The 25,235-nt window shown below is 60.5% G+C and carries 22 protein-coding genes and 5 pseudogenes; 18 read left to right on the top strand and 9 right to left on the bottom strand.

Features of this window, described 5'->3' with window-relative positions; translation table 11 throughout:
* Positions 1–94: 94 nt before the first annotated feature.
* Positions 95–1,674 (bottom strand): annotated as a pseudogene (locus tag G7066_RS15015) (SDR family NAD(P)-dependent oxidoreductase).
* Between the two features lie 121 nt (positions 1,675–1,795).
* Between G7066_RS15015 and G7066_RS15010 the strand changes: the two are divergent.
* The 4 genes from G7066_RS15010 (at position 1,796) to G7066_RS14995 (ending at position 4,130) form a co-directional block, all read left to right on the top strand.
* Entirely contained in the window at positions 1,796–2,338 is a 543-nt protein-coding gene (locus G7066_RS15010) for a GNAT family N-acetyltransferase (protein WP_166332106.1), read from the top strand.
* A 71-nt stretch (positions 2,339–2,409) separates the two neighbouring features.
* Positions 2,410–2,793, top strand: coding sequence for a MerR family transcriptional regulator (locus G7066_RS15005; RefSeq protein WP_166331800.1), 384 nt, complete (start codon positions 2,410–2,412; stop codon positions 2,791–2,793).
* Positions 2,790–3,785 (top strand): aldo/keto reductase, encoded by a 996-nt coding sequence (locus G7066_RS15000; RefSeq protein WP_166331799.1) that lies wholly within the window; start codon positions 2,790–2,792, stop codon positions 3,783–3,785. The genes G7066_RS15005 and G7066_RS15000 overlap by 4 nt, the downstream gene beginning before the upstream one ends.
* Before the next feature lie 9 nt (positions 3,786–3,794).
* Positions 3,795–4,130: a chorismate mutase gene (locus G7066_RS14995; protein ID WP_244303086.1), complete on the top strand. Its 336-nt coding sequence runs from the start codon at positions 3,795–3,797 to the stop codon at positions 4,128–4,130.
* Between the two features lie 11 nt (positions 4,131–4,141).
* On the opposite strand, the gene G7066_RS14990 is transcribed toward G7066_RS14995, so the two are convergent.
* A complete protein-coding gene (locus G7066_RS14990) occupies positions 4,142–4,552 on the bottom strand; it encodes a DUF6157 family protein (protein ID WP_166331798.1) in 411 nt (136 codons plus the stop codon).
* Between the two features lie 270 nt (positions 4,553–4,822).
* Between G7066_RS14990 and G7066_RS17645 the strand changes: the two genes are divergently transcribed.
* Positions 4,823–4,990 carry a hypothetical protein gene (locus G7066_RS17645; RefSeq protein WP_341873816.1) on the top strand — a complete coding sequence of 56 codons (168 nt, stop codon included), beginning with the start codon at positions 4,823–4,825 and terminating at the stop codon, positions 4,988–4,990.
* A gap of 289 nt (positions 4,991–5,279) precedes the next feature.
* On the opposite strand, the gene G7066_RS14980 is transcribed toward G7066_RS17645, so the two are convergent.
* Positions 5,280–5,708, bottom strand: a complete 429-nt coding sequence (locus tag G7066_RS14980) for a TA system VapC family ribonuclease toxin (protein ID WP_166331797.1) — start codon at positions 5,706–5,708, stop codon at positions 5,280–5,282.
* Positions 5,705–5,977, bottom strand: coding sequence for a FitA-like ribbon-helix-helix domain-containing protein (locus G7066_RS14975; RefSeq protein ID WP_166331796.1), 273 nt, complete (start codon positions 5,975–5,977; stop codon positions 5,705–5,707). Before G7066_RS14975 ends, G7066_RS14980 begins: the two co-directional genes overlap by 4 nt.
* 177 nt (positions 5,978–6,154) lie before the next feature.
* Here G7066_RS14975 and G7066_RS14970 point away from each other — a divergent pair, with 177 nt between their 5' ends.
* The 5 genes and pseudogenes from G7066_RS14970 to G7066_RS14950 all read left to right on the top strand — a co-directional run bounded on the left by G7066_RS14970 (position 6,155) and on the right by G7066_RS14950 (position 12,621).
* Positions 6,155–7,633: a sensor histidine kinase gene (locus G7066_RS14970; RefSeq protein WP_244303084.1), complete on the top strand. Its 1,479-nt coding sequence runs from the start codon at positions 6,155–6,157 to the stop codon at positions 7,631–7,633.
* The gene (locus G7066_RS14965) at positions 7,630–8,250 is read left to right on the top strand and encodes a response regulator (protein WP_166331795.1); all 621 of its coding nucleotides are present in this window, start codon (positions 7,630–7,632) and stop codon (positions 8,248–8,250) included. The genes G7066_RS14970 and G7066_RS14965 overlap by 4 nt, the downstream gene beginning before the upstream one ends.
* Positions 8,251–8,293: 43 nt before the next feature.
* On the top strand, positions 8,294–8,740 hold the full coding sequence (locus G7066_RS14960; protein ID WP_166331794.1) for a DUF2871 domain-containing protein: 447 nt from the start codon (positions 8,294–8,296) through the stop codon (positions 8,738–8,740).
* Positions 8,741–8,805: 65 nt separating this feature from the next.
* Positions 8,806–10,409: pseudogene (locus tag G7066_RS14955) on the top strand (MFS transporter).
* Positions 10,410–10,501: 92 nt separating this feature from the next.
* Positions 10,502–12,621: pseudogene (locus tag G7066_RS14950) on the top strand (MMPL family transporter).
* Positions 12,622–12,682: 61 nt separating this feature from the next.
* Here the strand turns inward: G7066_RS14950 and G7066_RS14945 are convergent.
* The 5 genes from G7066_RS14945 to G7066_RS14925 all read right to left on the bottom strand — a co-directional run bounded on the left by G7066_RS14945 (position 12,683) and on the right by G7066_RS14925 (position 16,782).
* Positions 12,683–13,993, bottom strand: coding sequence for an ABC transporter permease (locus G7066_RS14945; RefSeq protein WP_166331793.1), 1,311 nt, complete (start codon positions 13,991–13,993; stop codon positions 12,683–12,685).
* Positions 13,990–14,718, bottom strand: coding sequence for an ABC transporter ATP-binding protein (locus G7066_RS14940; RefSeq protein WP_166331792.1), 729 nt, complete (start codon positions 14,716–14,718; stop codon positions 13,990–13,992). Before G7066_RS14940 ends, G7066_RS14945 begins: the two co-directional genes overlap by 4 nt.
* A gap of 104 nt (positions 14,719–14,822) precedes the next feature.
* The gene (locus G7066_RS14935; protein WP_166331791.1) at positions 14,823–15,524 is read right to left on the bottom strand and encodes a response regulator transcription factor; all 702 of its coding nucleotides are present in this window, start codon (positions 15,522–15,524) and stop codon (positions 14,823–14,825) included.
* Entirely contained in the window at positions 15,521–16,339 is an 819-nt protein-coding gene (locus G7066_RS14930; protein WP_166331790.1) for a sensor histidine kinase, read from the bottom strand. The genes G7066_RS14935 and G7066_RS14930 overlap by 4 nt, the downstream gene beginning before the upstream one ends.
* On the bottom strand, positions 16,333–16,782 hold the full coding sequence (locus G7066_RS14925; protein WP_166331789.1) for a hypothetical protein: 450 nt from the start codon (positions 16,780–16,782) through the stop codon (positions 16,333–16,335). Before G7066_RS14925 ends, G7066_RS14930 begins: the two co-directional genes overlap by 7 nt.
* A 163-nt stretch (positions 16,783–16,945) precedes the next feature.
* On the opposite strand from G7066_RS14925, the gene G7066_RS14920 reads away from it, so the two are divergent.
* The 8 genes and pseudogenes from G7066_RS14920 to G7066_RS18075 form a co-directional block, all read left to right on the top strand.
* Positions 16,946–18,322, top strand: a complete 1,377-nt coding sequence (locus tag G7066_RS14920; protein ID WP_166331788.1) for an NAD-dependent succinate-semialdehyde dehydrogenase — start codon at positions 16,946–16,948, stop codon at positions 18,320–18,322.
* A 68-nt stretch (positions 18,323–18,390) separates the two neighbouring features.
* On the top strand, positions 18,391–19,200 hold the full coding sequence (locus G7066_RS14915; protein WP_166331787.1) for an alpha/beta fold hydrolase: 810 nt from the start codon (positions 18,391–18,393) through the stop codon (positions 19,198–19,200).
* Positions 19,201–19,793: 593 nt separating this feature from the next.
* Positions 19,794–21,767, top strand: a complete 1,974-nt coding sequence (locus tag G7066_RS14910) for a hypothetical protein (protein WP_166331786.1) — start codon at positions 19,794–19,796, stop codon at positions 21,765–21,767.
* 63 nt (positions 21,768–21,830) lie between these two features.
* Positions 21,831–22,274: a type I restriction-modification system subunit M N-terminal domain-containing protein gene (locus G7066_RS17635; protein ID WP_341873813.1), complete on the top strand. Its 444-nt coding sequence runs from the start codon at positions 21,831–21,833 to the stop codon at positions 22,272–22,274.
* Positions 22,223–23,002, top strand: a pseudogene (locus G7066_RS17630) (HsdM family class I SAM-dependent methyltransferase); the annotation flags it as partial. The gene G7066_RS17635 and the pseudogene G7066_RS17630, both read left to right, overlap by 52 nt.
* A gap of 125 nt (positions 23,003–23,127) precedes the next feature.
* Entirely contained in the window at positions 23,128–23,451 is a 324-nt protein-coding gene (locus G7066_RS17625; protein ID WP_244303083.1) for an N-6 DNA methylase, read from the top strand.
* Positions 23,448–24,548, top strand: coding sequence for a PDDEXK nuclease domain-containing protein (locus G7066_RS14900; RefSeq protein WP_166331785.1), 1,101 nt, complete (start codon positions 23,448–23,450; stop codon positions 24,546–24,548). Before G7066_RS17625 ends, G7066_RS14900 begins: the two co-directional genes overlap by 4 nt.
* Before the next feature lie 26 nt (positions 24,549–24,574).
* Positions 24,575–25,081: pseudogene (locus tag G7066_RS18075) on the top strand (restriction endonuclease subunit S); the annotation flags it as partial.
* Positions 25,082–25,235: the final 154 nt, after the last annotated feature.

Genomic DNA, 25,235 nt, shown 5'->3' with positions numbered 1-25,235 from the left:
CAGCGCGTAGGCAAGGGGTGCACTCGTTGGTAAGGGGTGCACTCACCGGAAGGGGCCGCGCCGGGAGAGGCCGCACCGGAGCGGGCCGCCCCCATCACCACGGACTCGGTTTGTAGTCCTTCAAGAAGTGACCGTACAGATCCTCGCCTGCCTCGCCGCGCACGATCGGGTCGTACACCCTTGCCGCTCCGTCGACCAGGTCGAGTGGGGCGTGGAAGCCTTCCTCGGCGAGGCGGATCTTTGTATAGTGCGGGCGCTCGTCGGTGATCCAACCGGTGTCGACGGCGGTCATCAGGATCCCGTCCGTCTCAAACATCTCCTGGGCGCTGGTGCGCGTGAGCATGTTGAGGGCGGCCTTCGCCATGTTCGTGTGCGGGTGCCCCGGACCCTTGTACCGCCGCCCGAACTGCCCCTCCATCGCCGAAACGTTCACGATGTAGGTGCGGCGCGCGGGCGATGCGACCATCGCGGCGCGCAGACGGCTGATCAGCAGAAACGGTGCGGTAGTGTTGCACAGCTGCACCTCGAGCATTTCGAGGGGGTCCACCTCTTGCACGTGCTGCACCCAGCTGTTGCTGTGGTTCATGTCGGGCACGAGTCCACCCGCGTCGATCGCGGTGCCGTCGGTGTGTTTGGTAATCGACGAGGATCCGGGGGCCATCGCAAGCTCGCTCAGCTCTGCGCCGGTGAGGTTTTGCACAAGACCCTCAGCAAGGCCTTCTGCGATGGTGCCGGAGAGGGTGCCGAGAGCGCCTGGCGCCGCAACCGTGTCGACACCGTCCCGGATCCCCACCCCACCAACCGAGGCCTCCAGCGACTGCGGGTGCAACTGCACCGCAGACCCCAGAACCTCGACCTCGGGCAGCGGGCCGTCGGGCATCGGCTGAGCCTCCGCGTCTGCGAGCAGCGAGTACGACCCCGGTGAGCGGCGCACGGTCTGCGCAGCGTTGTTAATCAAGATATCGAGTGGCCCCCGGGCCGCCACCGAGTCGGCGAGCGAAAGCACCTGCGCCGGATCCCGCAGGTCAATGCCCACAATGCGCAGCCGGTGGAGCCAATCGGCCGCATCGGGCAGGGCTGAGAATCGACGCGCTGCGTCTCGCGGAAAGCGTGTGGTGATGGTGGTGTGGGCACCGTCGCGCAGCAGACGCAGGGCAATGTGCATGCCAATCTTGGCACGACCACCGGTGAGCAGCGCACGCTTGCCGCTCAGGTCGGTGCTTGCGTTTCGTTTACCGTGACTGAACTTCGCGCAGTCGGGCAGAGCTGGTGGTAGAAGGCGTCGACCCGAGTGTAGGGCTGTTTGCAGACGTAACAGTTGCGGGGCTTGATGAGCTCGCCCGCGCTGGGAGCCTCGGTTGAGGTGGAGAGCGGCACGCCGCGGGTTTCGTCGTCGATGCGGTCAGGGGCACCGGTGGCGGTGGCCGCGATGACCGCCCTGTCGGCTGACGCCACTGCTTCGCGGTTGCGGCGACGACGCCCCTGCTTGACGGCCTTAAACATCGAGGAAGTCGCCTCGCGCACCGCCAGAAAGTCGGCGTGATTGGTGGGCAGTTCTTGCGCCCGGGCAATCACACGGAGTGCGATATCGAGTTCGGCGGGGTCGATGGTGGTTGCTTGCGTGCCTGCACCTGCCTCGTGAGCGGGTTCAGGATCGGCCGGAGTCTCGGTCATTGTGCCCATTTTACGTGGTGGTTGGTGGGTTGCTTCCCGAAGCGGTCCAAGTGGTCCAAGTGGCTGCAACGGCCGCAGCCAAAGCGTTGTTGGCAGTGTCATGATGGAGTGCGTGAGCGAGATGCAGAATGCCGTTGAGATCGTTCGGGTGCGGCCGGACGACCTTATAGAAGACTTCTCTGCGCAAGCGGCAGCCCTGTTGCAAGAGCTTGTCGCCCGAGGGGCTGCGCTTGGGTGGACGTGTCCGCCGTCCGCAGCAGAGGTCAACAGCCTGCTTCGAGGAGTTGTTGAAGCCTCGTCTGAGGGCGATGGATGCCTGGTCGCAGCTTGGCAGCGCAGCAAACTACTGGGCCTCGGTTACTGGACTCGTTACGCGCGACCGACGCACAGCCCGCATGTTGATATAGAAAAGATTGCGGTCGCTCCTGAATCGCAGGGTCAACGAATTGGTCAGCTGATGATGCACGAATTGCTTCAGGCGGCTCGCGATACGCGCACCGAAGTTGTGACCCTGGACCTACGCGGCGACAACACGCGGGCGATTGCGCTCTACGAGTCGCTGGGTTTTCAACGCTATGGCATGTTGCCTCGCTTCGTGGCGTTTGGGGAGAATCGCTACGACAAGCTCTTTTATGCGCTCGATTTGCGTGAAGGCCCAGCGTGAGATGACTGGGGGCTGTGGAAGTTTGCAACCAACTTGACCTAGAGCGCACTCGAAGGCTTAGTGTTGCCGCTATGAGCGATGCGGTAACCGAATACTCGATTTCCCAGGTGGCAGAAATCACGACGGTTTCAGTGCACACGCTACGTTACTACGAGCGTGCCGGGCTGATGATTCGTCGGCTGGCGCGCACGGAAGCAAGCCATCGTGTGTATGGGGAACGAGACCTGCGGTGGGTGACATTTATCACGAAATTGCGCAGCACCGGTATGGGAATTGGCCAGATTCGACAGTATGCCGAGTTTGCCAGGCAAGGGGACTCGACAAATGAGGCTCGACTCAACTTGCTCATTGAACACCAGCAGAAGGTTATCGAGCACCTCAGAGAGACTCAATCGAGTCTCGACGCGATCTCTTACAAGATCGACGAATACTCACGAAAGGTCGTCAACACATGAGATACACCACACTGGGCAGGGCAGAAAACCCGAACGGCGCACTCACCGTCTCGCGCTTGGGGCTGGGATGCATGGGCATGTCGGCCTTCTACACAGGTTCGGGCCAAGACGAGGCCGAGTCGATCCGCACCCTCAACCGAGCCCTCGATTTGGGTGTCACCCTGCTTGACACCGCAGAAATGTACGGGCCGCACACGAACGAGGTTCTGCTTGGAAAGGTGCTTGCGCGTCGTCGCGATGAGATCAAAATTGCCACCAAGTTTGGCATTCGGTTCGATCCGGATCAGCCAGAGCGCCGCGGATTCGATGCAAGCCCCGAGGCTGTTCGGCGCTCGGTTGAGGGCTCACTGAGCCGTCTCGGTGTTGAGAGCATCGACCTGTACTACCTGCACCGTGTGGATCCGAACGTGCCCATCGAAGACACCGTCGGAGCAATGGCGGAGCTTGTAGCAGAGGGTAAGGTGCAACACCTGGGGCTGTCGGAGGTGGCTCCTGCAACCATACGGCGCGCGCACGCCGTGCACCCGATTACCGCCATTCAGACCGAGTACTCGCTGTGGTCACGCGAGCCTGAAGCCGAGATATTGCCGACGGTGCGAGATCTGGGGATCGGGTTCGTGCCGTACTCGCCCCTGGGCCGAGGCTTTCTGACCGGTATGATCCGCTCTCTTGATCAGCTTGACACTGATGACTTCCGTCGCTTCAATCCGCGCTTTGTGGGGGACAGTCTTGAGGTGAACATCACCATCGTTGAGCAGGTAGATGCTGTCGCGGCCCAACTCGGTGCTGCCGCCGGTCAGGTCGCCTTGGCATGGCTGCTTGCTCAGGGCGAAGACATTGTGCCGATCCCGGGCACGAAACGCGTGAGCTACCTAGAGCAGAACGTGGCTGCCGAATCGCTGGTACTCAGTTCAGAAATGCTGGCACAGCTTGACGCTGTTGCCGCCCCGAGCGGGGCACGATATGCGGATATGTCGTCGTTGAATAGGTAGCCTGTTGTGGTGAGTGCACTGCTCGGCCCCGCTAGTCTGGAGCGCACGACAGTCCAGGAAACGACCATTGAAGAGGTGCGAGCAAACATTGACGCGCTTGATCGACGCATCGTCGAGCTGATTGCGGAGCGTCAGACCTGGCTGGTTGCCGCCGGAAGTCTGAAAAAAGACGAGGACGCCGTGCGTGCACCCGCCAAAGTCGAGCAGGTCATTTCCAAGGTGCGCGGTCTGGCCGAGGCGTCTGGGGCATCAGCCGAGGTCGTAGAACGCACCTACCGGGCACTGATCACGGCGTTCATTGGTCTTGAGCTTGACCACCACCGCACCGACCGGGTGCAGGGCTGATGCGACGGAGATCAGGCCCGTTTCGATCGCATAGCCCTGAGCTGTTTCACGCTGGCGTCTTCGGCAAGCGCGCGGTACTCGTTTGAACCAAGCGGCACGAGGGCAACCCTGCCCGCGGCGTCCGAGTGTACACCCCAGCCGTAACGCTTGCCGAGAGGTGAGGCGCGCAGGCAGGCCTGTGATTTTGCGAAGAAGGCCTCACGCTCTTCGCGCTTCTTCTCCGCAGGAATGCCCTTGCGAATGGCGTGAACCTCGAACAGCACATCGTCCGAGGTGAGCTCGTAGGGGTGCTCCGAGATGAGTTGGTACTGTAACTCTGCGATAGACGGCGCTTTGCTGCCAAGGGGTGGTTCTTGTGCATCGAGCTCGGGGCAGTCCTCTGCGACCTGAATGAAGGTGCTTATGTAGTTGGTGGTTCCCATGCCACCATTTTTGCGCGTTGGGGCTGGTGGCGCGAGAAGTGAGCCTCACGACGTGGGCGCTCAGTGTCCGATGCCACCCCGCCGATGAGTGCACCTGTTACCGACGAGCGTCCAGATTGCTAGCGCGTGATTAATCTGGACGCTCGTCGGTAACAGGTGCACTCAACCAAGCGCGGCAGGCTCACACGGGCTCTCGGCTACCCCTCGCTGCAGTGAGGTGGAGGGTGCTGGAGAGGATCGCGTAGAGTCCTAGTTTGAGGAGGAGCTTCTATGAAAACGATTCGGCTCGAGACTGTGATTCGGGCGACACCCGAGGACTGTTTTGCGTTGAGTCTGTCTGTTGACGCCCACACCGCCTCAATGCAGGAATCGAGTGAGCGCGCAGTCGCGGGCGTGTTGAGTGGAGAAATGCGAACTGGGGAGAGTGTGACCTGGTGAGCGAAGCACTTCGGTGTCTCTTGGAAGATGACCTCGTCTATTACTGCGTTTGATCGCCCACATCGTTTTGTCGATGAGCAAACGAGCGGTCCATTTGCGCGATGGTGGCACGAGCATCGCTTCGAATCGATTGCGGAGGGAACGCGTATGGTCGACCTGGTTGAGTACGCTTCACCGTACGGGTGCTTGGCCGGTTCGTGGACTGGCTGTTCATGCACCGATACATGGCCCGGCTGTTGCGCAGGCGCAATGAGTGGCTGGTGGGTCAACTTGAACAGGGTTGATCCGGCTAAACAGGTATCTGGTAGATCTTGCCCGGCACACGAAGTGCCGCAGTTGATATGCGGCGATCGAAAGTAGCGAGCTGAGCGTTGTGCCTGTGTGCGAGCAGCGCGAGGTAGGTGTCGGTGACCTTTGCTGATCCCTTGACGCGGTGTGGGTCGATATCAGGGTCAAGCAACGACACATCGTCGGGGATGTGGTTGTGGTTGCCCACGGCGAGGAGTGTACGGAGGCTTTCAATCACCTCCACTGGTGGACGACTGCGTGGATACTTCGGCAGGCTGACAACGCGGATCACCCCGTTCTCCGTGATCGGACAACTGAGCCAACTGCGCATTGCACCACCGTAGAACCAGCGGTTTGCGGCCTCGTGAAACTGCTGATCGGGGTCGAGCAGTGCGATCAGCACGTTCGTGTCGAGTAAATAGCTGCTCACACAAACTCGTCGATCAAGGCTTGGGTCTCTTCGTATGTGACGGTCCGTCCTTCTGAGTTCCTTGGCAGTACTTTCACGCCATAGCGTTCAAGGAGTGTGGCAGGGTCTAGTGGTCCCTCGTACTCAATGACGATGCTGCTCTGAGGGAAGACAGTATCCGTGAGGATCGCGCGAGCTTCTGCCTCCATCGAGCGCCCGTTTGTGCGGGCACGCTCGCGCAGCCCTTCTTTCACCTCGTCGGATAGCTGACGAATGAGGAGTTGCGCCACGGGTTCACCACCTTAAACGATATCAGTTTGTGTATAAACGATATCATAAATGTGTGTGATCTGACCGGGTGAGTTGTTGTTCAAATCCGGTAGATCAGCCCGAAGGTCAGGCGGCGACAACTCTCGCTTGGCAGCACATCACCCAAACGGGTGATTTTTTCTTCCACCGTGCTCGTGATGACTGGCGAGCGCGATCCTGATGGACTAACAGACATGAAGGATCTTGCGGCAAACTCGGCGGGGGCAACAACTCTCACTGCCGGCGGCACCCGCGAAAAACCCTTCAATGTCAGCGGGCTCAGCGAGAATGAAGGCATGAGTCTCATTCACACGCCGCTCATGCTTGGTAATCCTGTTGGGTTTACGCCTGCCGCGGTCACCAAAACGATGCGAGCAATGGAGGTTGGGCAGTATGCGATAGCGGCATTGCTCACCGCGGTCGGTGTGATCCGCGCGATCGCCGACGGGGTTGCGGCACCGGTTGCGTTGATTTCGGGTTGCGCAATTCTTGCGTGGCACGTGGCGGGTGCCGTTCTGCCCCGTCGCACAAACTCGAGAACCACGGGTGTGCTCTGGCTCATCGGGTTTGCGGTGTTGTGGATCGCCGCGGTTGCTGTTTCGGCGGAGTTTGTATGGCTGGCTTTTCTGCTGTGGTTGCTGGCTGGGCACCTGTTGAGTCTTCGCTGGGGGCTCGTGTTTTCTGCAGTTGTCTTTGCTGTGGTGGTGATCGCACCGATTGTGCATCACGGCGTGACGAGCTACGCAAACATTTTTGGGCCGCTTATTGGCGGGGTGTTTGCTTTTGGAATCTCGCGCGGGTACCTGCAACTGCTGAGCGATGCAGCCGAGCGTGAGCGCCTGCTTGCCTCGCTCACGCGTGCGCAGCAAGAAATGGCAGATCTGCAAGACGAACTCGCCCTGGCGCAGCGGCAGTCGGGGGCAACAATAGAACGAACCAGGATCTCGCGCGACATTCACGACACCATCGCTCAGGCACTCTCGTCGATTCGTTTATTAGCCCACGCTGGCAGGAGTCGCGCTGACGATGCCGAGGTCTCCCGCACCTTCGCGCAGCTTGAGGGGCTTGCCGGTGAAAGTCTTACCGACGTGCGCAGGATTGTCGCAGCGCTCGCCCCGGCAGAACTTGAGAATGACGCGCTCGCTGCTGCGCTGCAGCGCATCCTTGATCGCACCAGCGCGGAATCAGGTGTCACAGTTGAATTGCACGTTGATGAATCATTGCCGCAGTTGCCCACTGAAGTTGAAGTTGCACTGTTGCGCACGGCGCAGTCCGCTCTTGGCAATGTGCGAGTGCACGCTGCTGCCACACGTGTTGTTGTGAGCCTGGTTGACGCAGAAGACTCCGTGCGTCTTGACATTACCGACGACGGGAAAGGCTTCGATGCTGCCGCCTGGGAGCAGACCGTTGAGCCGGGATCGTCGAGTTACGGTCTGCGGTTCATGAGGGCTCGCCTGCGCGAGTTCGGCGGTGCACTTGAAATTGAAAGCACACCCGGCAAGGGGACAAGGGTTTCGGTGCAACTGCCAACTCGTGTGCAGGGGCGTAGTACTGGTTCCGCGAATCTCGCTGATGCAGCGGGCTCCACTGAAGCGGCTACGGCCCTTGCCGATCATTTGACAGAGGAAACCCCATGACCACCACCGTGTTACTTGTTGACGACCACCCGGTTGTGCGCAGCGGGTTGCGCGCGGTGCTCGAAGGTGGCTCCCGCGTCAGCGTGATCGGCGAGGCGGCTACCGGAGAAGAAGCGGTGACCCTCGCGGGGCACCTACGGCCCGACGTGGTGCTGTGCGACTTGCGCCTCGGGGCGGGGATCGATGGTATCGAGACCACTGCCGCACTGCGAAAGCTCGACCCACCGCCCGCTGTTGTGATCCTGACCACATTCGACCGTGACGCCGAGATTCTGAGCGCGATTGAGGCGGGAGCTGCAGGCTACTTGCTCAAGGACGTCGACCCCGAGGCGATCATCGACGGCATCGAGCGTGCGGCCGCCGGAGACACCGTGCTTGCGCCCGAACTCACCGCGCGCGTACTCAAGGGCCTGCGCAACCCACCGCCGCGGTTGACGGATCGTGAGCAAGAGGTGCTGCAACTGCTCGCCACCGGCGTGACCAACAAAGAAATCGCAAAAACCCTCTTTGTGTCGGACGCGACAGTGAAGAGCCACCTCGCTCATATCTTCACCAAGCTCGGAGTTGATAGCAGAGCGCGCGCGATTCACGTCGCGCAAGAAACCGGATTGCTGTGAAAGCCAGCAACGCATCTCCAACCACACAACGAAAGGATTTCTCGTGAAGAGACTAGTCAATGCCGCATTTATTTACATGCTCGCCGGAGTCATCGGAGGAGTGTTTTACCGCGAGTTCACAAAACTGAACGATTTCCCTGAGGGGCAGTTCACCCAGCTCGGAGTGGTGCACACTCACTTGCTGACTCTCGGCTTTATCGTGCTACTGATTGTGTTGCTGCTTGAGAAGGTCTTTACGATCTCGCGAAGCCCCAGGCTGTTCAGCTGGTTCTTTTGGCTCTACAACGCGGGCATTGTTGTCACCGTGTCGATGATGCTGTGGCACGGCAGCCTCACAGTGCTTGGGGAACCGTCAAGTGCCGCGATCTCGGGCATTGCCGGCATCGGTCACATCCTGCTCACGGCCGGAATGATCGTGCTGTTCGTGGCGTTGCGCCGAGCCGTTGCGCCGAGCAAACACACGAAGCCTGAAGAGATCGCGGTGTCGTGATGGTTGCCGCGGCGAGCCCGCGTGAGCAGGGGGCGGGTGGGGAAGCACCAACACGGCGCGACTGGATGAGTCTCGCGGTGCTCTCGATTGGTCTTGGGCTGATCGTGCTGGACGGCACCATTGTTGGGGTTGCACTGCCGAACATCATCGGCGATCTGCACCTCGACCTCACCGACGCGCAGTGGGTGAATAGCCTCTATGCTGTGCTGCTTGCCGCGCTTTTGCTGTCGACGGGCAAAATCGCCGATAGCTGGGGCGTAAACGCTCCTTTATTGCCGGGGTTGTCGTGTTCGTTGCCGGTAGCCTGCTCGCCGCGGTGTCAGGCGGCGCGGGTGCCCTGATTGGGGCTCGCGCCGTCCAGGCGATCGGAGCGGCACTCATCATGCCGTCGACCCTCTCCACCGTCAACGCGGTGTTTCGCGGTAAGTACCGTGCCGCGGCGTTTGGTGTGTGGGGCGCCGTCATTTCGGGTGCCGCCGCGGTCGGACCGCTCGCGGGTGGGGCGCTCACTCAATGGGCTTCGTGGCACTGGATCTTCTTAGTCAACGTGCCGCTGGGGCTGCTCATTGTTGTCGCCGCGACCGTGACGGTGCCCGAAACCCGTGCCGCCAAGGATCGGCCAGGGGCTGATGTCGATGGCGCACTCTTGAGCGCAATCGGGTTTGGGGCGCTCGTGTTTGCGGTGATCGAGGGGCCAGACCTTGGCTGGTGGCAGCCGAAGGCAGCGCTCAACATTTTTGGTTGGGAGTGGCCGGTCACCGCTCCGATCTCTGCTGTGCCGATTGCGTTTCTGCTCGCCGCTGTTGCGCTGACTCTCTTTGTCTTTTGGGAGCGGCACCGTGAACGGGTGCAGAGGTCTGCCCTGCTCGATCTTGGGCTGTTTTCGTTCTCCACCTTTTCTTGGGGCAACCTTACGGCGGCCATGGTCGCGGTGGGTGAGTTCGCCATTATTTTCGTCCTGCCGCTTTATCTGATCAACGCGCTTGGCCTAGACGTAATGGGGGCGGGGCTTGTGCTGGCGGCAATGGCTCTCGGTGCTTTCTTCTCCGGTGCCTCTGCCAGGCACCTTGCCGCCAAGTTTGGGGCACCCGGTACCGTGCTGCTCGGCCTCGGTCTCGAAGTAGTCGGTGTAGTTGTGCTCGCGTTGCTCGTGAGCGGCACGACTCCGGGCTGGCTCGTGGCGGCTCCGCTCATCATTTATGGCCTCGGACTTGGTCTCGCCTCAGCGCAACTCACCGGCACGGTGCTGCGCGACGTACCCGTTGCCGCGTCGGGCCAAGCATCAGCAACACAGAGTACGGTGCGACAGATCGGCTCAGCGCTCGGCACGGCCTTTGCCGGTGCCGCGCTGGCGGTGTCGCTCGCGATCACCCTGCCACCGGCACTGTCCTCGGTCGGGATCACGGGGGAGCCCGCCGAAAAGCTCGCCGAATCAACCCGCCAATCCGCCGGTACGCTCATCTCGCAACTGCGTGCTCAGGGCGACGCGAGCATGCTCGGTGACCAGACCGCCGCAGCGGTGAGGGCGCTCGGGGCCGGTTTCGCTGATGCAACCCGCTGGTCCATGCTGATTGCTGCCGTGTTTCTCTTGCTGGGGTTCGTTGGGGCCCTGCGGTTGCGTCGTGTTTCGACGGAGTTGCCGGGCGAGAGTCGACGCCCTGCCCCTTGAGCCGGTAGTAGCGGCATATCACCCAAAAGGATGACACACAGTTCGCCCGCGCTCACGATGACCCGAGCGCGGGTAACTGGTGGGGTGGAAGCATGGAACAATCACCCTCACCCCAAACCCAGAGGCCTTCGTTTGCTGACCGGCTCACCTCGCGTCGCGGTGCCTGGATTTCATTGGCCATCGTGTTGCTGGCCTTCATCGCCATGTTTGGTGTTTTCGGCAGCGCCGCAGCCCCGGGCGGCAACGCTCAGGCACCCAAAGACTCCGAATCTGCTCGCGCCGCCGAGTTGCTCTCGCAGTTTCCGAACGCCGACCAGCAGTCGGTGCTGGTTGTGGTAACTCGTGATGACGGCGCGAAGTTGAACGAGTCAGATACGCAGCAACTCAAGCAGCTCTTGACCGTGCTTGACGATGGTTCTCCCGCCGCAGCCAGCGGACCGATGATCAGTGAGGACGATAAGGCTGCGGTACTCGTGACCCCGATTGAAGTGGGTGAGAACAACACGGAGACGGCAGAGACGGTCAACCAACTGCGCGACAGGCTCGCGAAGCACACGCCGGCCGACCTCAGTGTGCTTGTTACGGGCGGTCCAGCGTTTGGTGCTGACATTGCCTCAGCGTTTGAGGGTGCTGACATCACGCTACTGCTCGTCACCATTGCGATTGTTGCGATCCTGCTGATTGTGACCTACCGTTCCCCGGTGCTGTGGCTTGCGCCGCTGCTTGTCGTGGCCCTGGCCGATGGACTTGCGGGGCGCGTGACCGCGGCTGCGGGGTCTGCCTGGGGTCTGCAGTTTGATGCTGGCATCATCAGCGTGTTGGTGTTTGGGGCGGGCACCAACTACGCGCTACTGCTCATCTCGCGCTATCGAGAAGAGCTCTTGCTTACAACCGATCACCGGGCTGCCCTCAGTACCGCGTGGCGCAAAACCGCGGGCGCGATCATTGCGTCGAACGTCACGGTTGTGCTGGCGCTGCTGACGCTTGTTCTCGCCGTGATTCCAGGCACCCAGGGCCTTGGCGTGTCATCGGCACTCGGTCTGCTGATTGCACTCGCGGCCGTGCTGTTCTTGTTGCCGCCGGTGCTGGCTGTCTGTGGCCGCAAGCTGTTCTGGCCGTTCATTCCGCGGCCGGAGGGGCAGGCTGCTCAGCAGCAGGCGACCTCGGCACCTCGGAAGAGTGTTTGGCATAGTATCGCGACCCGCGTGGTGGCAAAGCCCGGGCTGAGTTTAGCGGCTGGGGCCGCGCTGTTGGCGGTCATGGCCTCCGGGCTATTTGGTACCACGATCGGCCTGAACCAGATCGAGAAGTTCCGTGTGCAGTCGGAATCGGCGAACGGACTAGAAGTGCTTGCGAAGCACTTTGATGCGGGCGAGGCGCAGCCGATTTGGGTGATTACGAACACGGCGGAGTCCGCTGAGGTTGTTGACGCGGTCAATGACGTAGAGGGTGTGGTGCGCGCTCATCCGGCCGGTGCAACGGCCGACGGGGGCGGCGCTGAATCGGCATCGACCCCGGCCCTCACCAAAATCATGGTCACGAGCGCGTATGAGCCCAGCACGGAGCAAAGCCTTGCCCAGATTGCGGAACTGCGTGAGGCGGTGCAGGCGATCCCGAACGCAGACGCGATCGTTGGAGGCGCGGTGGCGACCGACGTTGATGCGCGTCAGGGCAACCTCGACGACCTGTGGAAGATCGCACCGCTTGTGCTGGCCGTGTGTTTTGTGGTGTTGCTCGTGTTGCTGCGCTCGGTCGTGGCACCCCTGCTGCTGCTTACGGTCAACCTTGCGAGCGCTGTCGCGGCGATTGGGGCGGGCGCGTGGCTCAGCCGGGTGCTGTTGGGGCAGCCCGCGCTCGACTTGCAGGTACCGCTGCTCGCGTTCTTGTTCTTGGTGGCGCTCGGCATTGACTACACGATCTTCTTGGTGCACCGGGCGAAGGCTGAGGCGCGGGTGCTGGGTACGCGATCTGGCATTGTCGAGGCGGTGACTCACACGGGTGGGGTCATTACGAGCGCGGGGTTGGTGCTTGCGGCCGTGTTCGCGGCCCTTGGTGTGCTGCCCTCGTGACACTCGGGCAACTCGGGCTGATTGTGGGGGTCGGCGTGCTGGTTGACACGCTGATTGTGCGCACCGTGATGGTGCCCGCACTGTTCAGCCTGGTGGGGGATCGCATTTGGTGGCCGGGGCGGTTAGCCCGAACTGAACGCTAACGCACGAACGGATGGCCCGGGCCGGGGAATTACCCTGGCCCGGGCCATCACATTGATCGCATTACTCGTAGCGCAGGGAAGTCACGGGATCGGCTTTAGCTGCCCGCGCTGCAGGGAGCGTGCCCGCCAGGAACGCGATCCCCATCACCACGAGGATGATGGTTGCGATCGACCCCGGATCGAACGCGATCAGCGTCAGCCCGTTGAGATCCGCGAGTAGTGATGTTGAAAGCACAGAACTCAACGCGGTACCGGCACCCATTGCGATGACCACACCGATCGCACTTCCAAGGAATCCGAGGAACGCGGCCTCGAGGCTGAACAGCGAGAACACGCGACCACTGCCCATGCCCATCGCCTTCATCAGGCCGATCTCGCGAGTGCGCTCCTGAACCGACATATAGAGGGTGTTGACGATGCCGAAGCTGGCCGCGAGCAGCGCAATGATGGCGAACGCATTCAACACCAGCACGATGCCGTCGATGACGGTCTTAATCGTGCCCAACTGGTCAGCGACAGTTGTGCCGGTGAACCCCTCCTCGGCGAGCCTGTCTTTCAAGGCCGACACCTGTGCGTCGGTCGCGTCCGACGCGAACCACACGGTTGCGCTTGAATACCGATCGGCCTGATCGGCAGGAATGCCGGTGCTCTGCAACTCAAAGAGCCTGTCCGTGAGTGTATTGTTCGGCAGAATGCTCGGTCCGAGCGGCGACACGAGGGCCTCTTCAGTGACTCCTACAATCTTCGCCTCGACGGTGTGTTTCCCGCGCACAGCGTCCGTGATCCCGATGGTGAGTGTTGCACCGATTGCGTCGTCGGCCTTCTTGAATCCGAGCGACTTTACGTAGCTGTCTGGGATCGCTACCTCAAATGACTCAGAGGTATTGCTCGGCTCTGCACCGGCCGCCAGCAGTGTGGTCTGCCCAGCAACGAGGCTGCCGACACTTGCGACGTACTGCTTACCGCCGTCGACCTGCACGTAGTCGGGCGAGATGCTGCGGGTGGCGTGGACTTTCTCGACACCCTTGGTTGACGAGATCGTGTCGATGTCGGCCGGCGTTAAGGCGATCACTGTTTGGCCTGGAGGGCCGGCAGACGCTGCAGCGATAGCGTCGGGGTTGTATTCGGCCGGTCCTGAATCGCCAGCGTCAATCGGGTTGGTGGATTCTGCGGTGCCGGTGACCGTCATTGCGTTTGAGGATCCGACGCCGCTCACGGTGTCGTCGATGTAGGCGTTGATCCCTGTGCCGAGTCCGCTTGTGAGCGTGAGCGTAAAGGCGCCGACAAAGATCGCGAGGATTGTCAGTATCGTGCGGGTCTTCGAGCGAAACGTGTTGCTGATAGCTGTGCCGATGAGGTCGAGGGTTTTCATGCTGCGACCTCCTCTGCAACGAGGGCGCTGTCTTCGACGATGGCACCGTCTCGGATCAGAATGCGACGGTCGCAGCGCGCCGCGAGTTCCTCGTCGTGTGTCACCACAATGAGCGTGATTCCGTTCTCTCGATTGAGAGTGAACAGGATGTCTTCAACAACCGCACCCGTTGCCGTGTCGAGGTTGCCGGTCGGCTCGTCGGCAAAAATAATGCGCGGATTGTTGACGAGCGCGCGGGCGATAACCGCCCGCTGCTTCTGGCCACCCGAGAGGTTCGACGCCTTGTTTTTGGCCTTCGAGTCGAGCTCGAGCTGTTCGAGAGCAGCCATGCCGCGCTCGCGGCGAGCACCGCGGCCCACCCCAGCAATCTTGAGCGGCAAGATGACGTTGTCGAGCACACTCTCGTTGCCCGTCAAAAAGAACTGCTGAAACACAAACCCAAACGTCTTATTGCGCGTGCGGTTCAGCTTGGCACCCTTGAGGGTGTGCGTGTCGACTCCCTCCAACTCAATTGTGCCGCTGTCTGGTGCGTCGAGCAGCGCGAGCACGTGCATGAGCGTTGACTTGCCTGAGCCGCTTTTACCCACAATCGCGACGCTCTCACCCTCACGAATCGTGAAGCTGACATCTTTGAGCGCCTCGAAGCGGTTTGCGCCCTGGCCGTAGGTTTTATTCACGTGAGAAACCGCGAGGATCGGTTTCGTTTGGGTATCAGATGTGTTCATGATCCCAGAATCGCGTGTTCGCCCCGATCCCGCGTCCCCGGCCGGGTCATTCCGGGTACAGCATCCGCGGTATGTTGCACTTCAGAATAGAACTTAGAGAGTGATTAGCCGCCCGGTGCGATCAATCCGGTCTCGTAGCCCACGATCACCAACTGGGCGCGGTCGTGTGCGTTGAGCTTCGCCATAATGCGGTTGACGTGAGTTTTTGCGGTGTGCGGCGAGATGAAGAGGTTGTCGGCGATCTCTTGGTTCGACTGGCCCCGCGCAACACACAGTAGCACTTCCCGCTCCCGCTCAGTCAGGTGCTCAAGCTCGACAGCCGTCCGCGATTGCACAGAGGGCGCGGCCGACAGATGCCTGCTGATCAGCGCGCGCGTCGCCGCGGGCGAGAGCAGTGCGTCCCCCTCGGCAATCGCGCGCACGGCACGGCAGATGTCTTCGGGCTCGGATCCCTTGCCAATAAACCCGCTCGCGCCAGCTCGCAGCGCCGACACCACGTACTCGTCCTCTTCAAAGGTGGTCAGGATCAGCACGCGTGTTCGCTCGGACACCGCACCCGCTGGTGTGACCGATTCAGCGCGGTTGGATGAATCAGCACAGATCAGAGAGGTCGCGGTGATGCCGTCCATCTCGGGCATCCGAATATCCATGAGTACCACGTCGGGCTGCAGCGTTGCGGCGAGGCGCACCGCCTCGGCACCGTTGTTTGCCTGCGCGACAACGCTGATGCCGTCTTCTGCCGCCAGAATTTCGCTGACCGCCTGACGAATGAGTGATTGGTCGTCAACCACAAGAACGTCGATCACGTGAGGGTCTCCTTCGAGAGTGGAATGCTCGCGGCTACGCGCCAGCCTCCGGGCACGGGCCCCGCTTCGACCTGACCTCGCACGGATGCGACACGCTCGCGCACTCCGATCAGACCGAGCCCAGCACCGCGAGGAGTGGGCGAAGCGGTTGGGTTTGGACCGGGATCATCCGCCGCAAAGGGGTTTGTGATCACGATCCTGAGTTCGTGGTCATCGACCGCAACCAGCAGGTGCGCGCGGTGGTCGGAGCCGTGCTTGTGGGCGTTGGTGAGCGCCTCTTGAATGACGCGGTAGGTGACGGAACTGGCTTGAAGGCTCAGCCCGTTGTCGGTCGCAGTGCTTGCCGCTGCGATGGCGCTGGTGAGATCCCCTTCGCGGCGCACGGTGACATCCAGCCCTGATGCGGCGAATTGAGTGATGAGTGAGTCCAACTGATCGAGACCGTACTGCGGTGAGGTCGCGGCAGAGACGGAACCGTCATTGTCGCTGCGGAGCATCGCCATGAGATCGCCAATTTCACTGAGCACCAAACGAGATGCCTCACGTATTGTGGCCAGTGAAGCCTTGGCTTTGTCTGGTGCGGTGTCGACTGCAGACGTGGCAACCCCGGCGTTCAAGCTGATGACAGCGATCTGGTGGGCGACAACATCGTGCAGATCCCGAGCGATGCGCAGCCGCTCTTCGCTCACACGCCGCTTCGCCTCGGCCTCGCGCGTTTCTTCTGCCCGCCGTGCCCGCTCGGTCATTGCGGCGATGATTTCTCTCCGAGATCGTGTTGCATCTCCGGCCGCAGCAGCGATGCCGACGGTCAACATGAATTGCACCACACGGGGCTGAAGTCGTCCGCAAGTATTGAAGGAATGCTCAGTGCAAGTATCAGCGTGATGATCGCGAGTGCGACGATCATGCCGCGTCGACGTGGCAAGCGATTGTTGTAGTTGAACACCATGATTGCGACGGCCATCGCTGAACCTGCCGACATGATGCCATCCAGCGCAACCACCGTAAAAAAGGCGACTGACAACACGAGCGTTGTCGCCGGGAAGCGCCTCCGAAGTGGCAGCAGTGAGATCGCAAGCCCGACAAACACCAGTGTCAGTGGTTCGGGGCGAAGAACCCCCTCGCCAGGCATCGGTGCGACAGAGAATCCGATGATCAGCAGCGCAAGCAAGATGTCGGTGACCCATCGGCTTGGTGGGCGAATGCTGAGGATTTCGAGTGACCGAAATTCCCCTGCTGTCTCTGGCTGACGACCCATGGTCTAAGTATGCCTGGCTCAGGGTGCAAGCGGGATACTCAACTCTTCACCACGGCAGGCCGCCAGAGTAATTGCACCCTTCGGGTGATAGCTTTCAAGTGGCTCGCTTCACGAATAGACACGTTGGCGCGGCCAATATTCCCTACTCTGGAGGAAGATATGCATGTCTAAGTACCGGGTTCAGAATCCCGCCACCGGCGAGATTCTCGAAACGTTCGAGGCCGCAACCGATGCACAGATCGAGCAGACGCTTGCTGATGCCGATGCGGTGTACCGGGAATGGCGCGAGCGGAGCGTGCAGGATCGCGCCGCCGTGGTCAAGCGAGTCGCTGAGATCTTTGAGGAGCGCAAGGAAGAACTTGCGCGAATCATCGCGACCGAAATGGGCAAGTCGATCGCTGAGTCGATTGACGAGGTGGAGTTTGCCCGCGACATCATCGAGTATTACGCGGTGCACGGGCCGAGCCTGATTACCGACTACGAGATTCCGAGCACCGTGCCGGGCAAGGCCTACATCGAGCACCGTCCGGTTGGCACGCTGCTCGGTGTGATGCCGTGGAACTTTCCGTACTATCAGGTCGCCCGTTTTGCGGCGCCAAACCTGCTGCTCGGCAACACAATTCTTTTGAAGCACGCCGATATCTGCGCGCGCTCTGCTCTGACGATCCAGGAAATCATGGAGCAGGCGGGTGTGCCCGTCGGTGGCTACCAGAATGTGTTTGCCTCGCACGACCAGATCGCAACGATCATCGCCGACCCTCGCGTGCAGGGCGTGTCGCTGACCGGCTCCGAGCGGGCTGGAGCGATCATCGGCGCACAGGCTGGCGCGCACCTGAAGAAGTGTGTGCTTGAGCTGGGTGGCATCGACCCGATGGTGGTGCTCGATGCCGACGACGTTGCTGCCGTGGCCAAGGAAGCGTGGGATTTCCGCGTCTACAACGTCGGTCAGGTGTGCAACTCGAACAAGCGCCTCATCGTAATGGACACCATCTACGACGAGTTTGTTGCCGAACTGAAGAAGCTCGCAACCGGCCTCGTGCCGGGGGATCAGCTGAACCTCGCCGAGGGTGAGTACGTGCCGCTTTCGACCCGTGCGGCCGCCGAAACCGTCAACGCACAGGTGCAGAAGGCTGTCTCCGAGGGCGCGACGCTTGTGGCTGGTGGAGTGCTCTCTGACGGACTTGGTGCACACTACTCACCCGCGGTGCTCGTTGACGTGCCCCGCGACTCCGAGTCGTATGGCGAAGAGATCTTTGGGCCCGTCGCGACCGTATACAAGGTGTCGAGCGACGAAGAGGCACTTGAGCTTGCGAACGACTGCGCGCTTGGCCTCGGTGGCTCGGTGTTCTCGACTGACGAGGCCCGCGCGACTCGCGTCGCCTCGCAGCTCGAGGTTGGCATGAGCCACGTCAACACGATTGCAGCTGAGGCCGCCGAGATTCCCTTCGGTGGCGTGAAGCGCTCCGGCTTCGGCCGCGAAATGGGCCCGCTCGGCATTGGCGAGTTCGCCAACAAGCGCCTGTTCTTCGTGTCGGCGTAGCTTCTAGCGCGTACTGCTTAAGGGCCGCGGGGTTTTCCGCGGCCCTTTGCTGTCGATAAGATCAGCGAGTGGAACCGACGACGCACACCCTCACAACCCCTGACGGCACGGTCATCTCTTATACGGTGTTCGAGGGTGCTGATCCCGCCGTTGTGATCCTTCACGGACTTGCCGGAAGCAGTCGCGAACACCTGCCCACAGCGCGAGCGCTCGGCGGTCGAAGGGTTGTGCTTGTCGACCAGCGCGGGCACGGCCGCAGCACCCGAACCCCAAGCGACCTTTCGCGCGAGGCTTTTGTGAGCGACGTAGCTGCCGTGATTGACGCGGTGGCTGAGCTCGGGATCACCGCACCCGTCGACCTGGTCGGCCAATCGATGGGAGCTCACACCGCGATGTTGGTTGCTGCTGCTCACCCCGAGAAGGTTCGCCGTCTTGTGCTGCTCGAGTGCGACGAGGGGAGCGGATCAGCCGAAGAGCACAAAGACCTCGGCGACTGGCTGCGGGCGTGGCCCGTGCCTTTTGCTGATCGTGAGGCCGCGCTTGCTCACCTCGGCGATGGTGCGCTTGCACAGGCGTGGACGGCGGACCTGGAACAGCGACCCGACGGGCTGTATCCGCGCTTTCATGCTGACGTGATGGTCGACACGATTCGGGCGGTTGCGGTGCCGCGCTGGGAAGAATGGGAAAGCGTTGAGGCACCAACCCTTGCTGTATATGCCAAAGGCGGAATGTTCACGGAAGAGCAGAAACAACGCTTTGTGTCGCGCGGTCGCAATGTGACGCGTGTGGATCTTGCGGAGGGGACCCACGACGCGCACCTCGATGCGTTCGAGGAGTGGATTGCTGTGCTGTCGGAGTTCTTGGCGCAGCGCGGCTAGTGTTACGGTCGCGTTCTCCGCTGATCCGGGTGCGCCCGGTCCTCGGCCCCGATGGGATCGAGGATCGCGGAGGTTCGTGATGCGTGCCAGTTTCTCACGGTGCTCCCTGCTTCCGCACGACCTACACGAGCGTCACAAAAGTTGAAACCGACGAGTTTCGACTTGGCCCCAAAGCAATGGCAGACGGTGCCGAACAGAGCGCACTAAGCCCGACACCGCCCACTATTTCTGCGTTGGATTACTTGTTCTTGCACTGTGTGCAGAGTCGGTGACCACCTGTGCCTGGTCGTCGGTTTCGCGGAGGAATCTGCTGACCAGTGGGGCAATCTGAATGAACGTGATGTACGTCGGGATCCGAGGCGTTTGAAGAGTGGTAGGCGTTGACACGCATAGTGTGTTCCTTTCGTTTGTTGCCATTGCAGTGGCAGTTTTGTTATCTCGTCCTTCGTTCGGAAGGCGAGTGATGCAAGTCTGGGTAGAACTTTGAAAACAATCAACCGAGTAAGTGATAAGGGGATTATCGCAAAACCAACGTTGTAAAAAACACCATTCATATAGTCTCGGGATGAGCAGAAAGCCAGGGAGGTGACCCGATGTCAACAAGTGTCAAGCAGGATGAACCCACGCAGACAATAACGATGCAGGGAATTGCCGACCTCACTCGGGTGCGTAGACCCGTGATCTCGATGTGGAGGTCGCGCTACGCAGACACGCAGTATCCCTTTCCTGCGCCCATAAGTATTGAGGAATCAGGGGCGCAGCGGTTTCTGGTTGCGGAGGTTAATCGGTGGCTTATTGACACTGGCCGCGGCAATAATCCAGAAGCGGCTATCGAGTCGCCCCTCTATGGTGATTTGGTAGAGCGCCTCGACGATGACCTTGATCGTGTTTCGCAACTTTTGCTGTTGCAACACCTGCATGGTTCGTCGCTTATGGACCTGACCCCTCTCGACGTCATTGGGATCAGTGAAGTCCACGAGATGGGAGCATTGATCGACGTTGCGGAGATGACCGACGCGCTGGAAGACCCAAGTCTGGTTGATGCGGTTGAGAGTCTGTCTGAGGCAGCATTTGGTGGTGCTGCGGCGTTAGTGCGTCTGAGTAACCTATTGGTCTCGCGAAGCCCGGGACTGTCGAACGAAGCACTCACATCAGAAGCAGAGGCGTTTCTTGGGCTGATCCTCTCCGAGATATGTAGTGATTTTGGCGGTGAGATTGTGCCGCGAGGGGAGGGAGGTCTGGTACTCGCGAACTTAGTTGCGCCGCACCTCAGCGAGTCGCACCGAGTAGTCTTTGTGCTCGACAGCTCTGATGAGTTGAGTCTAGAAATGCGAATCTTGTGGCGCAGTCTGGCGGCAAGCCATGCCGTGGTTGTCTCTGACGAAAAGCAAGGCCATTCTCCCCCTCGCCTGCACCTGACCATGATGCAGCAGGCGCACAGTGAGTCCACCTTTTTCGAATGGCTCGAAGAACTGTTGCTCGGCATGGCCCCTGCAGATCAGCTGCTTGTAGTTGGGCCTGAGCCCCTCATGTTGGGATCGGCTGCGGCGTTGCCCCGCAGGCAACTGCTGGCTCCCGCTCCCGACTTTCGTGAACCCCTCCGCTATGCGGCGAGCTTGCCGAAAGGGTTGAGCCGGTTTGGTGGGCGGCGGCGTCTCGCGCTCTGGGGTTTTGCAACACCGTCAGCGCGGCTGACCGTTGTTGCGGATCATTCATGCGCTGAGTTCGACGAAGCGGGCTTGATCGCAGCGGATCTCGCGGCGGCCTTGTCCGGTGACGACAGCGTCAAAGCCCATGCGTTTCTGCGCAGTTCAGCGCGAGTCAGTCATACAGCGCTGCTGGGCGACCAGTTGTCGGCATCTCCAGCCAGGCCACCGGTTCTTGGCGGCGAACGTCTTGCCAGAATCTGGGAACTCGACGAGGGCCAGATGGGTGAGGGAGCGTTTGACACTGTCGAGGTTGCTCAGCATCCTTCTCCGGTGCGGTGGAACAGCTACGCGCAAGTAACTGCCGCGCGAGGGCGAGACCTTTCTGGTTTCAAAATTCCTGTAGCGGCGGTCGGCGAGTACGGTCCTGGGAAGGCGCCGGTGATTGGTGTCGCCGAACTGCAAGATTCGACTCGCATCGGGAGTCGTGGCGTTGACCGTTTCGAAATTGAGCAGGTGGCACCACACGCTACCTTTACTGAGCCGGGAGACGTTGTGTATGTCGAACGACGGGGTAGCTTGGAGCACAACGCTGCATGGGTTGACGAGCTCGGTGGACACCTGGTGCTGGCACCCGCGCGTGTGTTTCGGTGTGCCATGCGGCAAACCGACAGCGTTGAACATGTGCTGACGCCGGCCGTCGTCGCTGAAGACATTCGTGCCGCGGCCAGCAGCGAGCGTCGTAACTGGTTGTTTCGAACCGTTTCTCTGAAAAACGCTGAGATCATTGAAGAGTTCGAACGGCGCTGCGGCTCACGGCGTCGTGAGTTGCAGGTGCAACTTGAAACTGTCGCCGCGCTTCACCGGGAGCTCGTAAACGGTTTCGCTGATGGGGTGCTCGCTCGCGCTGACCCTGACTAACCGCACACGCACTCCCCATTCGACCCGCGAACTCCAACCCACCCCAACGAAAGCAGAGCTAGCATGACAGCCCAGCAGCCCCGCACAAAAAAGAACCCTGCACCGCAGCCACCGTCAACGTCAAAAGAGCTGAAAGACACTCTGTGGAAGGCCGCAGACAAACTCCGTGGGTCCATGGCCGCGAGCCAATACAAAGATGTCGTGCTGGGACTCGTGTTTCTCAAGTATGTGTCGGATGCGTTTGAAGAGCTCCGCGAGGCCATTCGCGCTGACCTGAAGGGGAAGACGAGGCCTATATCGCCGAGACGCTCGAAGACCCTGATGAGTACCACGGGTCGAGAGCCTTTTGGGTGGATCCCGTGGCTCGCTGGGACTTTATCGCCAGCAATGGCAAAGGCATCGCAGCGACGGACAAACAAGATGCTCGGTCTGTTGGGGACCTCATCGATGCCGCGATGCGCCAGTTGGCAAAAGACAATCAGGCACTCGAGGGCACTCTGCCGATGATCTACGGGCGCGACAACATAGATCAGCGTCGTTTGGGCGAGCTTGTGGATCTGTTCAACTCGGCGCGGTTCTCGGGTGAGGGCGCGTCGAAGGCGCGGGATCTCTTGGGCGAGGTGTACGAGTACTTTCTTGAGAAGTTCGCGCGTGCTGAGGGTAAGCGGGGTGGCGAGTATTTCACCCCGCCGGTTCTGGTGCAGACGCTCGTGGAGATCCTCGAACCGCATCACGGTCGTGTGTATGATCCGGCGTGTGGATCCGGCGGCATGTTTGTGCAGGCAGAAAAGTTTCTTGAGAAGCATGAGGAAGACCCCACCAACCTTGCCGTCTACGGCCAAGAGTTGAACGAGGTGACGTGGCGCCTGGCGAAAATGAACCTGGCGATTCACGGCATGGACTCCGCCGGTTTGGGGTCGCGCTGGGGTGACACGTTCGCGCGTGATATTCACCCCGGCGTGCAGATGGACTTTGCGCTGTCGAACCCGCCCTTCAACATTAAGGACTGGGCGCGCAGCGAAGATGATGCACGCTGGAAGTACGGTGTGCCGCCTGTTCGTAACGCCAACTACGCCTGGATGCAACACATTTTGTCGAAGCTTAAACCTCAGGGCGAGGCGGCGGTGGTGATGGCGAACGGCACGATGGCGTCGAACACCGGCGGTGAGGGTGAGATACGTCAGGCCATGCTGCGCGCAGACGAGGTGTCGTGTGTCATAGCGATGCCCTCGAACCTGTTCCGTTCGGTGGCGATCCCGGTGTGCGTCTGGTTCTTTGCGAAAGACAAGGGGCAGGATCACGGGGCGCGACTGACCGACGCAACCAGGTACTGTTTATTGACGCTCGGGATCTGGGCCACATGGTCGACCGAGTTGAACGCACGTTCAGCGAGGACGACATTCAACGTATTGCGGGCACCTTCCGTAATTGGCGCGGGCGCGATTCGGCTCAGGGTGAGTACGAAGATGTGCCGGGATTCTGCAAGAGCGCAACGCTCGACGAGATCGAGGCCGCGGGTTGGGCACTCACGCCCGGGCGCTACGTCGGTGCACCCGAAGCTCCCGAAGACAGCGAGCCGATTGACGAGAAGATCGCGAGGCTGACGAAGTCGTTGACTGAGGCGCTCGACGAATCGGCGCGGCTTGACGCGGTGGTGCGTGAGCAGTTGGGGAGACTGTCATGAGTGAGACGGGGTTTCCGGTGGTGCCAGGAAAAGGCCTGATGCCGAATTGGTACGGCGGGCTGCTTGACGAGGTTTCAGGGCGGATCCAGAGCGGTCGGCAGCGGGCAGTTCATGCTGTAAACAGCGGACTGTTGCTGACTTACTGGGAGGTGGGAAACGCGATTCTGGAACGACAGAGTTCGGAGGGATGGGGTGCAAAAGTCATTGATCGACTATCGACAGACTTGAAACAACGTTTCCCGGAAGCGCGCGGTTTCTCGCCAACAAACCTCAAGAACATGAGACGGTTGGCCGAAACCTGGTCGCACGAGGCAATTGGGCAAGTCCCACTTGCCCAATTGCCTTGGTATCACCATCTCACGTTGTTCAAGCTGAAGGATTCTGCGACCCGTCTCTGGTACGCGAACCTCGCCGTTGAACAGGGCTGGAGCCGTGATGTGCTGGCCTTGCAGATCGAATCGCGTTTGCACGAGCGGGAGGGTCAGGCCATCACAAACTTCCGAAAGACACTTTCCGCGGCCGACTCTGATCTTGCTCAACAGATGACCCGGGATCCTTACATCTTTGACTTTTTGGGGCAAACAGATCTGCGTCGTGAGAGTGAACTGGAGTCGGGGCTTGTCGCGCACATGAGCCGATTCTTGCTTGAACTTGGGCAGGGATTTGCGTTCGTGGGACAGCAACAGCGTTTAGTGATCGACGGGCAAGAGTTCTTCTGCGATCTGTTGTTCTACCACGTGAGGTTGCGTCGCTACGTGGTGATTGAGCTGAAGGCAACCGAGTTTAAGCCTGAATATTTGGGTCAGCTGGGCATGTACCAGGTTGCCGTTGACGACTTGCTTGCGGGTGAGCATGATGAGCCGACTCTTGGCTTGCTGCTGTGCCGCACCAAGAGTGACACGGTTGCCGAGTACGCGCTGCGTGCGCAGTCCACGCCGACTGGGGTCGCCGAGTGGCAGACGAAACTCACGACGGAACTTTCAGCTGAGCTCGCGGCGAATCTGCCGAGTGTGGAAGAGCTTGAGGCGGAGCTTGCTGTTGGGTTTGAGGGGAGGGGTGAATCGAACGGGAACGGGTGGTTGGATCCGGACGACTAAAAGTGGGAGAGAAAGATTGGGCTGGCATGACTAGGCGCGTCAAAGATGTGACACAAAAGGTTGGGTCAGGCGCAACACCCAGGGGTGGTGCTGCGGTTTATAAGCAAAGCGGGGTGCCCTTCGTCCGCTCACAAAATGTTCTGGATCTTTCAATTTCAAGGAACGGTATTGCTTTCCTTGATGAGGAAGCTTCCAACGCGTTAAGAAATGTGACGGTTAAAAGCGGTGACGTGCTAGTAAACATCACAGGTGATTCCGTCGCGCGGGTTGCGATTTGGGAGGCTGACGAAGAAGCGAGGGTGAGTCAGCACGTTGCGATATTGCGACCCAACCCGTTGCAGGTCAACAGTCGGTATTTGCAATACTGGCTTTTCGTGGAACCGCAGAAGTCGTCCCTGCTTACACTAGCGTCAGCAGGTGCCTCTCGGCCTGCGCTGACCAAAACAATGCTTGAAAATTTTCCTTTCGGGCCACATTCGCTCGTAGAACAGAAAGCAATCGCGGAAGTACTCGGAGCGCTGGATGACAAGATTGCCGCGAATCGGCGGGTGGTTGAGGCGGCTCAAGGTCTTGCGGTTTCCCGCGTCGGGGCTTTACAAGAGTCTTGTTCTTTGGGTGAGCTAGTCTCGGTTGCGAGGACAACTCTTCGCCCAGAGCAAATGGACTCAGCGGGAGTTAGGTTGTTCA

Origin of the sequence: Leucobacter coleopterorum, from assembly GCF_011382985.1 — a bacterium.
Classification (GTDB): domain Bacteria; phylum Actinomycetota; class Actinomycetes; order Actinomycetales; family Microbacteriaceae; genus Leucobacter; species Leucobacter coleopterorum.
This window is presented reverse-complemented; position numbering and strand designations above follow the sequence as displayed.